Annotated in this window: 13 protein-coding genes; 8 read left to right on the plus strand and 5 right to left on the minus strand. The window is 70.9% G+C overall.

Annotated elements, in window-relative coordinates; translation table 11 throughout:
- A complete protein-coding gene (locus tag L2K70_RS06450) occupies positions 1–888 on the minus strand; it encodes a GNAT family N-acetyltransferase (RefSeq protein WP_236400518.1) in 888 nt (295 codons plus the stop codon).
- Entirely contained in the window at positions 885–1328 is a 444-nt protein-coding gene (locus tag L2K70_RS06455) for an SRPBCC family protein (RefSeq protein ID WP_236400520.1), read from the minus strand. Before L2K70_RS06455 ends, L2K70_RS06450 begins: the two co-directional genes overlap by 4 nt.
- A 54-nt stretch (positions 1329–1382) precedes the next feature.
- Between L2K70_RS06455 and L2K70_RS06460 the strand changes: the two genes are divergently transcribed.
- Both L2K70_RS06460 and erpA read left to right on the plus strand, forming a co-directional pair.
- Entirely contained in the window at positions 1383–2465 is a 1083-nt protein-coding gene (locus L2K70_RS06460; RefSeq protein ID WP_236400521.1) for a glycerate kinase family protein, read from the plus strand.
- 186 nt (positions 2466–2651) lie between these two features.
- Entirely contained in the window at positions 2652–3011 is a 360-nt protein-coding gene (gene erpA / locus L2K70_RS06465; protein ID WP_090971856.1) for an iron-sulfur cluster insertion protein ErpA, read from the plus strand.
- 97 nt (positions 3012–3108) lie between these two features.
- On the opposite strand, the gene L2K70_RS06470 is transcribed toward erpA, so the two are convergent.
- Positions 3109–3387 (minus strand): hypothetical protein, encoded by a 279-nt coding sequence (locus L2K70_RS06470; RefSeq protein WP_236400523.1) that lies wholly within the window; start codon positions 3385–3387, stop codon positions 3109–3111.
- A 110-nt stretch (positions 3388–3497) separates the two neighbouring features.
- Here L2K70_RS06470 and L2K70_RS06475 point away from each other — a divergent pair, with 110 nt between their 5' ends.
- The gene (locus L2K70_RS06475; protein WP_236400525.1) at positions 3498–4484 is read left to right on the plus strand and encodes a carbohydrate kinase family protein; all 987 of its coding nucleotides are present in this window, start codon (positions 3498–3500) and stop codon (positions 4482–4484) included.
- 46 nt (positions 4485–4530) lie between these two features.
- On the opposite strand, the gene L2K70_RS06480 is transcribed toward L2K70_RS06475, so the two are convergent.
- Together L2K70_RS06480 and L2K70_RS06485 are read right to left on the minus strand one after the other, a co-directional pair.
- Complete coding sequence (locus L2K70_RS06480) at positions 4531–4785, minus strand: sulfurtransferase TusA family protein (protein ID WP_236400527.1); 255 nt, start codon at positions 4783–4785, stop codon at positions 4531–4533.
- A complete protein-coding gene (locus L2K70_RS06485; protein ID WP_236400529.1) occupies positions 4782–5909 on the minus strand; it encodes a cysteine desulfurase family protein in 1128 nt (375 codons plus the stop codon). The genes L2K70_RS06480 and L2K70_RS06485 overlap by 4 nt, the downstream gene beginning before the upstream one ends.
- A 130-nt stretch (positions 5910–6039) precedes the next feature.
- On the opposite strand from L2K70_RS06485, the gene ctaC reads away from it, so the two are divergent.
- The 5 genes from ctaC to L2K70_RS06510 all read left to right on the plus strand — a co-directional run bounded on the left by ctaC (position 6040) and on the right by L2K70_RS06510 (position 11723).
- Positions 6040–6954, plus strand: a complete 915-nt coding sequence (gene ctaC, locus L2K70_RS06490) for an aa3-type cytochrome oxidase subunit II (RefSeq protein ID WP_236400532.1) — start codon at positions 6040–6042, stop codon at positions 6952–6954.
- Positions 6951–8732: an aa3-type cytochrome oxidase subunit I gene (ctaD, locus tag L2K70_RS06495; protein ID WP_372477473.1), complete on the plus strand. Its 1782-nt coding sequence runs from the start codon at positions 6951–6953 to the stop codon at positions 8730–8732. The genes ctaC and ctaD overlap by 4 nt, the downstream gene beginning before the upstream one ends.
- Positions 8729–9127, plus strand: a complete 399-nt coding sequence (locus L2K70_RS06500) for a cytochrome c oxidase subunit 4 (protein ID WP_236400534.1) — start codon at positions 8729–8731, stop codon at positions 9125–9127. Before ctaD ends, L2K70_RS06500 begins: the two co-directional genes overlap by 4 nt.
- Before the next feature lie 86 nt (positions 9128–9213).
- Entirely contained in the window at positions 9214–10443 is a 1230-nt protein-coding gene (locus L2K70_RS06505; RefSeq protein WP_236400536.1) for a L,D-transpeptidase, read from the plus strand.
- Positions 10444–10559: 116 nt separating this feature from the next.
- On the plus strand, positions 10560–11723 hold the full coding sequence (locus L2K70_RS06510; protein ID WP_236400538.1) for an RtcB family protein: 1164 nt from the start codon (positions 10560–10562) through the stop codon (positions 11721–11723).
- Positions 11724–11750 lie beyond the last annotated feature (27 nt).

The raw sequence follows: 11750 nt of genomic DNA on the forward strand, positions 1-11750 counted from the left end.
CTAGAGCAGCGAGCCGTGGTGGAGGTACGGCGCGGGCGGCTTCATCTGCCGCACGCAGAGGTAGCCGTTGGTGTAGATGGAGAGCCGCGCAGCGAGGCCGACGTCGAGCGCCCAGGCGTTGACCGGCGTGATGTGGTGAACCCCCACGTCCTGTCCGGGCGTCGACGACGCCAGGGCCTCCCACATCAGGCGGGACGCCGTACGACGGTTCGTGGCCGCGAGCAGCGCGGGTGACCCGTCGGTGTCGACGTAGGCGTAGCCGGACCCCGTCGTGTGGTCGGTGACGATCAGCCTGAGCTGGGCGAGGAGGAGCTCGTGGTCGCCGAGGTGCGCTGCGCCGCGCGTGCGACGGTCCACCGAGTCGAGCAGGTCGATGTCTGCGGCGGAGCCCTCCCGCACGCGGTCGACCACCGGGAGCGCGCTGCGGTCGACGACGCCCGCGACCGTCATCTGAGGGTGCAGGTCGAAGCCCGCCAGCCGGTAGCGGCGTACGGCGCCTGGGTCGGAGCTCGCGGCGAACATCCCGCGCAGGCAGCCGCGACCGTGGTGCATCGCTGCCGCGAGCAGCTCGGTGCCGATGCCGCGGCCCTGGAGGTCCGGGCGGACGGCGAAGGACGCGAGGATCCACATCAGCTCGCGCACGCGTGACACGGCGCCGCCGACCACCTCGCCGTCGACCTCGGCCACCCAGCACCCGCCGGGGTCCGTCCGGAGCGCGGCGCGCGCACGCTCGATCCACGTCCCGTTCCGGGCCGCGGGACGGCGTACGGGATCGGGCCAGGAGCGCTGCGCGGTCCGGGTCTCGACCTCGTAGTAGCTGGTGGCAGTGATGTCGGCGAACGCAGCGAGGTCGTCCTCGCGCATCGGCCGGACGAGCGCTCCGGTCACGACACGTGCGCGGCGAAGCGGCGGAGCAGGTCGTCCCAGTGGGTGTACTTCGCCCGGACCTCCTCGCTGCCGGGCATCCAGCCGCTGTGCACCAGCCGCACGAGGCTGCCGCCGCCCTCGGCCTCGGTGAACCGCACGTCGAGCACGGTCGCCTCGTCCTCGGGATGGCCCAGCCAGAACTCCTGCGTGTAGTGCCCGATCGGGTCCCAGTTCATCACCCGTCCCCAGACGTGCTCCTCGTCGCCGTGCACCATCGCCACGGGACCGTTGGGGTCGATCGAGATGTTGGTGAAGGTGGCCGCGTCGGGCGTCAGCATCGGGTCCCACCACTCGCCCATCTGGGCGGTGAAGCCGACGAAGGCCTCGGTGGGCGTGACCGGGACGACGATCTCGGCGACGATCGGCGCCGGGCCCGCGTCGGAGGTGGGGGCGGGAGGCATGGACCAAGCATGCCCGACCGCGCTGCGAGCCGGTGGTTGCTGGATCATGTCGCCATGCGCGTGCTGATCGCCCCGGACAAGTTCGCCGGCACCCTCACCGCGGTGCAGGCGGCGGAGGCCATCGCGGCGGGGTGGCGACGCCGGGCGCCGGACGACGAGCTCGACCTCGCGCCGATGGCAGACGGCGGCCCCGGCTTCGTCGACGTCCTCCACGCCGCCCTCGGCGGCACGCTGTCGGCGGTGACCGTCTCCGGGCCGCACGGAGCCCCGGTGCCCGCGGTCGTGCTGCGGGTCGGGGAGACGGCGTACGTCGAGAGCGCCCAGGCCGCGGGGCTGCACCTCCTCGACGGCGACCCCGAGACCGCGACGAGCCGCGGCGTCGGTGAGCTCCTGCTCGCGGCGGTCGAGGGTGGCGCGACGACGGTCGTCGTCGGTCTCGGCGGCACGGGGACGAACGACGGCGGCGCCGGGGTGCTCGCCGCGCTCGGCGCCACCTCCGACGGCGTCCTCGACGCCGGTCCGGCTGCCCTGGCCCCCGTGACTGCCGTCGACCTCGGCCCGGCCCGTGCGCGGCTGGCCGGCGTGACGCTCGTGGCCGCCAGCGACGTCGACAGCCCGCTGACCGGGCTCTTCGGCGCGACCAAGACCTTCGGGCCGCAGAAGGGGATCGGCGAGGACCGGATCGCGGAGGTCGACGGTTGGCTCGAGGGGCTCGCGGTCGCCACCGACCGTCGTACCTCCCTGGAGAAGGGCGCCGGCGCTGCCGGCGGCATCGGCTACGCGCTGCTCGTCCTCGGCGGCACCCGCGAGCCGGGCATCGACCTCGTCGCGTCGTCGGTCTCCCTCGCCTCCCGGGCACGGCAGGCGGACCTGGTGGTGACGGGGGAGGGCGCCTTCGACTTCTCCAGCCGGGCCGGCAAGGTGCCGTACGGCGTCGCCGCCGTCGCCTCCGACGCGCTCCGGCCGTGCATCGCGCTGGCCGGCCAGGTCCTCGTCGGGTCGCGCGAGATGCGTGCCCTCGGCATCGAGTCGGCGTACTCCCTCGTCGAGCTGGTGGGGGAGGAACGCGCCCTCGGCGCCCCCGCCGACGCCCTCGCCGACCTCGCCGACCGCGTGGCGCGGACGTGGTCGCGCTGATCGCGCGAACCCCGCGGTTGTTCCGGGCCGGGGTTCAGGCCGGCTCGCCCGGCTCCGCCGTGCTTCGCCGCTTCGCACCGCCGCGGAGTCCGCGACTGCGTCGCGTTCTCCCCGCGGCGCTCGGGAATAACCCCCGGTGTGCGACCATTGAGACCAGCAGGACCCCGAGACTTCTGGAGTGATGAGATGACCGAGCAGGTCGAGACCACCGAGCGCCGCACCGACCAGATCAACCTGTCCGCCGTGGCCGCCGGCAAGGTGAAGAGCCTTCTCGAGCAGGAGGGCCGCGACGACCTGGCCCTGCGCATCTCCGTGCAGCCGGGTGGCTGCTCGGGCCTGCGCTACCAGCTCTTCTTCGACGAGCGCACGCTCGACGGCGACGTGACGACCGACTTCGACGGCGTGACCGTCGTGGTCGACCGGATGAGCGTCCCCTACCTCAACGGTGCCGAGATCGACTTCGTCGACACCATCGAGAAGCAGGGCTTCACGATCGACAACCCCAACGCCACCGGCTCGTGCGCCTGCGGCGACAGCTTCCACTGAGCTGACTCCGGCCTGACACGGGCCTGATGACGAAGGGCCCCAGCCGATCGGCTGGGGCCCTTCGTCATGTCCGCACGCGTCCGGGGACGCGCGCACGTCAGTCCAGGTGCAGGTGGAGCGCGTTGGCGATCCGGGCGGCGGCGTCGGAGATCGGGATCTCCCGCTTGCCGACCTCGGCCGGGTAGTCCTCGAAGCGGAGGGAGGGGCGCCGACCCGCGACGGCGACCCGGGCAGCGCGCTCGAGCCGACGCTCGAGGGCACTCCCGAGGCCCAGGTTGCGGCCCACCTCGGTGCAGTCGGCCGCCATCTCGGCGGGCGTGCCGAGCTCGGCGTGGGCGAGGACGGGGCGGCGCGGACCGGGCGCGGAGGACGTCATGGCCTCGACGCTATTGGCTACCGAGGGGTATCCCGAGCCGTACCGGTAGGTAACTCCGTCCGCCGTCGTCGAAGCGGCCCGAGGGCGAGCGGCGGGTAGTGTTCCGCGTCGTGTCCATCCTCGTAGCCGGATCCATCGCGACCGACCACCTGATGTCCTTCCCCGGGAAGTTCGCCGACAGCCTGGTCGTCGACCAGCTCGACAAGCTGTCCGTGTCGTTCCTCGTCGAGGACCTGGAGGTACGCCGCGGGGGGTGCGCCGCGAACATCTGCTTCGGCCTCGGCAACCTCGGCCTGCGCCCGGTGCTCGTCGGCGCCGTCGGCGAGGACTTCGGCGAGTACCGGGCCTGGCTCGAGCGGCACAACGTGGACTGCGACTCCGTCCACGTCTCCGAGACCCGCCACACGGCGCGCTTCGTGTGCACCAACGACTCGGCGCACGCGCAGATCGCCAGCTTCTACGCCGGCGCGATGAGCGAGTCGCGCGAGATCGAGCTCAAGCCGATCGTCGACCGCGTCGGCGCACCCGACTACGTGATCATCGGCCCGGACGACCCGCAGGGCATGCTGCGCCACACCGAGGAGTGCCGCCAGCGCGGCTACCCCTTCCTCGCCGACCCGTCGCAGCAGCTCGCCTTCGGCGACGGCGACCTCATCCGCCCGCTGATCGACGGCGCCGAGATCCTCTTCTCCAACGAGTACGAGGCCAGCCTGATCACCCAGAAGACCGGCTGGTCGCGCGACGAGGTGCTCGAGCGCGTCGGCACGTGGGTCGTCACCCTCGGCCCCGACGGCGTCCGCATCGACCGTGCCGGCGAGGAGTCGGTCGTCGTCGCGGCCGTCCCGGAGATCGAGAAGGTCGAGCCCACCGGCGTGGGCGACGCGTTCCGGGCCGGTTTCCTCGCCGCGCTCAGCTGGGGCCTCGGCCACGAGCGGGCCGCGCAGCTCGGCTGCCTCCTCGCCGTGTACGTCGTCGAGCAGGTCGGCACGCAGGAGTACGAGATCTCCCGCGCGGACTTCCTCGCCCGCTGCGCCGCGACCTACGGCGACGAGGCCGTCGCCGACTTCGAGCCGCACCTGCGCACGATCCGCGCGTAGCCCCGCTGGTCGAGGAGGTCGCGCAGCGACCGTCTCGAGGCCCCGCTCAGCCGAGACGTCGTACGACGTAGCGGGGGCGGCCGTCCTCGGTGACGTCCGCGCCGACGTACTCCTGCCCCTTCATCCGGCACCACGCAGGTACGTCGACCGCCGCGGCGGCGTCCATCGCGACCACGGCGATCAGCTCGCCGGCCGCGACGTCACCCAGGTGGCGGGCCAGCTCGATGACGGGCATGGGGCAGGGCAGCGTCGTGCAGTCCAGCTCGAGGGCGACGGCGTGACCGTCGTGCGGGCTGCTCACAGCCCGACCCGCGACCGGATCTCGGCGACGACATCCGGCAGCACGTCGCAGAAGGCGTCGACGTCGGCGCGGGTCGCGTCGCGCTGCAGGGAGAGCCGGACGTTGCCGTGGGTCAGCACCCCCATCGCCTCCAGCACGTGGCTCGGGGTGAGGGTCGAGGCGGTGCAGGCCGAGCCGCTCGCGATGCCGAAGCCGCGGCGGTCGAGCTCGGTCACCAGCGCCTCCCCGTCGACGTAGAGGCACGAGAACGTCACCACGTGGGGGAGCCGGCGCACCGGGTCGCCCACGACCTCCACGTCGGGCACCTCCGCGGCCACCCGACGCCGTACGACGTCCACGAGGTCGTGGTGGCGCGCGTTGACCTCCTCGCGCTGGGCCACCACCGCCTGGAGCGCGGCGGCGGCGGCGAGCACCGCCGGGATGTTCTCGAAGCCGGTCGAGCGCTCGTCCACGCGGTCGTCGCCGGGGAAGGGGTTGCGCCACCGCGCCCGCGTCCGCACCAGCAGCACGCCCACCCCGGCCGGGCCGCCCCACTTGTGCGCCGAGCCCGCCGCGGCCGCCCACCCGGACGGCAGCGCGAGGCGGCCCATCGAGGCGCAGGCGTCGGTGAAGAGGGGGACGTCCGGCGGCAGGTCGAGGCGGCCTACCGGCTGGACCGTCCCGACCTCGTGGTTCGCGCTCTGGACGGCGACGACGGCGACCTCCGGTCGCACCGCGCGAGCACGCACCTCGGCCGGGTCGACGCGACCGTCCTTGTCGACGGGCACCTCCTCGCCCCGCCCGGACCACTCGACGGCGTGCCGGACGGCGGAGTGCTCGACGGCGGAGTGGACGACCAGGTCGCCGCGTCGGGCGCCTCGCACGAGCCCCAGCAGCCCGAGGTGTGTGGCGTGGGTGCCGCTGGGGGTGAAGGTCACCTCGTCGGCGCGGACCCCGAGCGCGCCGGCCGTCGCCTCGCGTGCGTTGTCCAGCAGCAGCCGGGCCTCGCGGCCGGCGCGGTGGAGCCTGCGGGGGTCGGCGTACCCCCGGTCGAGCGCCGCGAGCAGCACCTCGCGAGCGGCCGGGTGCAGTGGCGCCGCGGACGCGCTGTCGAGGTCGCCCTGCGCAGGCACGGACCCGGTCACAGCCCGAACTGTGCCACGTACGCGGTCGGGCGGGGCGTGTATCCCACGACACCCGACCCTGCCCCGCACGACGGGCGCGGTTGGGGATACTCTGTGCAGGTCTGAGAAGGACCGAGAGAGAGGCTCGTCAGTGGGTCTGCAAGTCCCCAAGATCGCGGGCGCGCCTGCACGGCGCGTCCTGAGGGTCGCGGTGCTCGGCGCGGCGATGCTCGTGCTCGCCGGCTGCTCCGAGGCCGACCAGCACCAGATCAAGAACCTCGCGATGCCCGACCGCATCACCGAGCAGGGTCCCTACACCTATGAGCTCTGGAAGTGGGCCTGGGTCGCCGCGATGATCACCGGCGTCATCGTCTGGGGCCTGATCTTCTACGCGGTGGTCAAGTTCCGCCGGCGCAGCGACGACGAGGTCCCGAGGCAGACGCGCTACAACCTGCCCCTCGAGGTCTTCTACACGATCGCCCCGGTCCTGATGTGCATCGTGTTCTTCTTCCACACCGTGCGCGTGCAGGACATCCAGACCGAGCTCAGCACGCCCGACGTCACCGTCGAGGTGACCGGTCAGCAGTGGTCGTGGACCTTCAACCACGGCGTCGGCGAGGAGAACCCAGACGCCACCGGTGAACCGGGCGACTACGCCTACGGCTCCTACGTCTACACCTCCGGTGACGGCAGCGAGATCCCGACGCTCGTGCTGCCCGTCGACCAGCGCATCCAGTTCAACCTGCGCTCGCCCGACGTGATCCACAACTTCGGCGTGCCGTCGTTCCTCACCCGCATGGACGTCATCCCCGGCCGCATCAACAAGCTGCAGGTGACGCCCACCGTCGAGGGCGACTACGTCGGCAAGTGCTACGAGCTCTGCGGTGTCTACCACTCGCGGATGCTCTTCAAGGTGAAGGTCGTCAGCCAGGAGGAGTACGAGCAGTACAAGTCCGACCTGGCCGACGCAGGCAACACGGCCGAGCAGCCCCTGATCGGTGGCGCCGACACGACCACGCAGGCCGGCCTCGCCGAGGACGACAACCAGGAAGGGAGCCAGGAGTGAGCGCCCCCACGATCAACCGGCCCGCCGCACACACGCCGGGCGGTGAGCCGCCGCGCAAGGCCCTGGGCCAGCAGGTCGTCCGCATCCTGACGACCACCGACCACAAGCTCATCGGCAAGCTCTACCTCGGCACGTCGTTCGCGTGGTTCCTCATCGCGGGCCTGATGGCCATGCTGATCCGCTCCGAGCTGGCCTACCCCGGTCAGCAGGTCGTGAGCGAGCAGCTCTACAACCAGCTCTTCACGATGCACGGCACGATCATGCTGCTGCTGTTCGCGACGCCGCTGTTCTTCGGCTTCGCCAACGTCATCATGCCGCTGCAGATCGGGGCGCCCGACGTGGCGTTCCCGCGCCTCAACATGTTCAGCTACTGGCTGTTCCTCTTCGGTGGCCTCATCGCCGCCTCGGGCTTCCTGACGCCCCAGGGCGCGGCCGACTTCGGGTGGTTCGCCTACACGCCGCTCTCCGACGCCGTACGCAGTCCGGGCGTCGGTGGCGACCTCTGGATCATGGGCCTCTGGATGGCCGGTCTCGGCTCGATCCTCGGTGGCGTCAACTTCATCACCACGATCATCTGCATGCGCGCGCCCGGCATGACGATGTTCCGGATGCCGATCTTCGTCTGGAACACGCTGATCACCAGCATGCTCGTGATCATGGTGTTCCCGATCCTCGCGGGCGCCCTGCTCTCGCTCGAGGCCGACCGCATCCTCGGCGCCCACGTCTTCGACCCGTCGCACGGCGGGCCGGTCCTGTGGCAGCACCTGTTCTGGTTCTTCGGGCACCCGGAGGTCTACATCATCGCGCTGCCGTTCTTCGGCATCATCTCCGAGATCCTGCCGGTCTTCAGCCGCAAGCCGATCTTCGGCTACGTCGGCCTGGTGGCCGCCACGCTCGGCATCGCGATGCTGTCGGTGGCCGTGTGGGCCCACCACATGTTCGTCACCGGCGCGGTCGACCTGCCGTTCTTCTCCGGCATGACGTTCCTCATCGCCGTACCCACCGGCGTGAAGTTCTTCAACTGGATCGGCACGATGTGGGGCGGGTCCCTGTCCTTCGACACCCCGATGCTGTGGTCGATCGGCTTCCTGACGACCTTCCTCTTCGGTGGTCTCACCGGCGTGATCCTGGCCAGCCCGCCGCTCGACTTCCACGTGTCCGACTCCTACTTCGTCGTCGCGCACTTCCACTACGTCGTCTTCGGCACCGTCGTGTTCGCGATGTTCGCCGGGTTCTACTTCTGGTGGCCCAAGATGACCGGCAAGATGCTCGACGAGCGTCTGGGCAAGCTGCACTTCTGGATCCTGTTCGTGGGCTTCCACACCACGTTCCTCGTGCAGCACTGGCTCGGTGTCGAGGGCATGCCCCGTCGCTACGCTGACTACCTGCCCGAGGACGGCTTCACCACGCTCAACCAGATCTCCACGGTCGGGGCGTTCCTGCTCGGTGCGTCGACGCTGCCGTTCCTCTACAACGTCTACGTGTCGGCCAAGGGCCCGAAGATCGAGGTCGACGACCCGTGGGGCTGGGGCCGTTCGCTCGAGTGGGCGACCAGCTGCCCGCCGCCGCGGCACAACTTCCACTCGCTCCCGCGCATCCGCTCGGAGTCGCCGGCCTTCGACCTGCACCACCCCGAGATCGCGCTCATGGAGCTCCACGAGCACGATGCCGAGCGCAACGGCAACGTCGCCGACGCACCCGAGGTGCACGGCCGCGAGGAGCTGCTGCAGGAGCGCATCGACAACGACGACACCCGTCACGAGGGAGACGACCGATGAAGGCAGAGGCCTGGGTCTTCGGCATCACCGCGCTGTTCGTCGCGGTCGTCGCGCCCGCCTACTGGTTCCTCACCGAGGACCCGACCGGCACGTCCGCGCTCGTCATGACCGCGCTGCTCTTCGGCATGGTCACCCTCTACCTCGGGTTCCACGCCTCGCGCATGGACCCGCGGCCGGAGGACCGCAAGGAGGGCGACATCGCCGACGGTGCCGGCGAGCTGGGCTTCTTCCCGCCCTACTCGTGGTGGCCGCTGTGGTGCGCCCTCGCCCTCGGCGTGGTCGTCTACGGCACCGCGCTCGCCGCCTGGTGGCTGGTCTTCATCGGCTTCGCCGTCGGAGCCATCGTGCTGTGCGGGTTCATCTTCGAGTACTACCGCGGTGAGCACGCTCACTGACCGCGCCTTTTAGAGAAGGGCCCGTCCGCGACGTACGCTGGACGGGTTCTTCTGATTTCGGGTCACCAACACTGGGGGTACGTCGCATGCGCACTCGTGCGTCCGCTCACCTGCGCCCCGCGGGACGTCGTACGACGCTCGCGGCCGCGCTGCTCGTCCTGGCCGGCGGGCTCGCGGCGTGCAGCTCGACGACCGACGGCGCTGCCGGTCCCGGTGGGTCGGGCGGGTCGGGCGCGACCTCGGGATCGGAGTCTCCCAAGCCCGAGCCCGTGCGGATCGCGACGAGCTTCACCGACGCCGCCGCCGTCCCGATCGACGGCCCGCTGACCGTCTCCGCCGAGGGCGGGACGCTCGACACGGTGCAGGTGACGTCGCCGGCCGGTGCCGTCGCCGGAGACGTCGCAGGCGACACGTGGACCGCCTCCGACCGCCTCGAGCCCGGCACCGACTACAGCATCACGGCGTCGACGACCCGCAGCGACGGACGCAAGGTCGAGCGCACGCGGAGCTTCCACACCGTCGACCTCTCCCTCGACCAGCAGACCTTCGCCTCGATCGCGCCGCTCGACGGCGAGACGGTGGGCGTCGGGATGCCGGTCATCGTCACCTTCGACGTCCCCGTGACCGACAAGGCGCTGTTCGAGAAGCACATGCACGTCACCAGCACCCCCGCCCAGAAGGGTTCCTGGTACTGGATGAGCGACACCGAGGCGCACTACCGCCCGGCGGCGTACTGGAAGGCCGGCACCGACGTGTCGGTCGACCTCGACCTCAACAGCCTGCCCGCCGGCAACGGCATCTACGGCCAGGAGTCGCGGAAGATCGACTTCACGATCGGCGACGCGCACGTCTACAAGGTCGACGCGCAGACCCACCAGATGCAGGTCTTCTCCAACGGCAAGCTCCTGCGGACGCTGCCGATCACCACCGGCAAGCCCGGCTTCGTCACCCGGTCCGGCACCAAGGTGATCATCGAGAAGTTCGACGAGAAGCGGATGAACTCCGAGACCGTCGGCATCAACCGCAACAGCCCCGACGCCTACGACATCGACGACGTCCAGTGGGCGATGCGGGTGACCTTCTCGGGCGAGTTCATCCACGCCGCACCGTGGTCGGTCGGCTCGCAGGGCTACGCCAACGTCTCCCACGGCTGCACGGGCATGTCGACCGCCGACGCGGGCTGGCTCTACGCCATGAGCCGTCGCGGTGACGTCGTCGAGTACACCGGCACCGACCGCCAGATGACTCTCCAGAACGGCTACGGCGACTGGAACCTCTCCTTCCGCGACTGGAGGTCCGGCTCCGCCCTCTCCTGATCCGAAGGCCCGTTCTCACCCGCCTGCACACCGAAAACCGGCGGTGCAACGGGTTTGCGGGTCCGTAGGGTCCCCGTCGGTCCGCACATCGCGGACGTCGGAGAGAAGGAAGGACGATGGAGAACCTGACCCCGACGCTCATCAGCTGGGCGTCGATCCTGGAGGACGGCACGCGTGCCCAGGCGGAGCAGACGGCACGCATGCCGTTCATCCACCCGCACGTGGCGCTGATGCCCGACGCGCACCTCGGACTGGGCGCCACGGTGGGATCCGTGATCCCGACCGTCGGTGCGATCATGCCGGCGGCCGTGGGCGTGGACATCGGCTGCGGCATGATCGCCGTGCGCACCCAGTACGCCACCGACGACCTGCCTGCCGACCGGGTGCCGGTCCGTCAGGCCATCGAGCGGGCGATCCCGCTCAACGCCGGTGCCGCGAACCGCACGATCAGCCGCGAGCACACCGAGCAGCGGCTCGAGCAGCTCCGCAGCCTCGCCGAGGACGCCGGGTTCGACCCCGCGTCCTACGCGCGGCGCTGGGACCTGCAGCTGGGCACCCTGGGGTCGGGCAACCACTTCATCGAGGTGACGGCGGACGAGTCCGGGGGAGTGTGGCTGTTCCTGCACTCCGGCTCGCGCGGGGTGGGCAACAAGATCGCCCAGAAGCACATCGCCGTAGCGCGCGAGCTGTGCGCGGGGGAGGACCTGCCCGACCGTGACCTGGCCTACCTGACCGAGGGCACGGCCGAGTTCGACGCCTACGTCCGCGAGGTGCGGTGGGCGCAGACCTACGCCCTCCTCAACCGCGAGGAGATGATGGACCGGGTCGTCCGGCAGTTCGGCGAGTGGGTCGGCGGCGAGGTGGAGCGGGTGGAGGAGATCAACTGCCACCACAACTACACCGAGCGCGAGCATCACTACGGTCGCGAGGTGTGGGCCTCCCGCAAGGGCGCCATCAATGCCGAGCAGGGCCGGCCCGGCCTGATCCCGGGTTCGATGGGCACGGCGTCGTACGTCGTGATCGGGAAGGGCGACGTCGCCTCCCTCAGCTCCGCGCCGCACGGAGCAGGGCGTCAGTACTCCCGGACGCGAGCACGGAAGACGTTCACGGCTGACGATCTCCGTGCCGCGATGGCGGGCATCGAGTACCGCGACACCGACGCGTTCATCGACGAGATCCCGGCGGCCTACAAGGACATCGACCAGGTCATGGCCGACGCCGCCGACCTCGTCGAGGTGCGGCACGTGCTCCGGCAGCTGGTGAACGTCAAGGGCGACTGACCAGGCCCGCGCAGGACGACGAAGGGC

Source organism: Nocardioides potassii (assembly GCF_021648885.1).
Classification (GTDB): Bacteria; Actinomycetota; Actinomycetes; order Propionibacteriales; family Nocardioidaceae; genus Nocardioides; species Nocardioides potassii.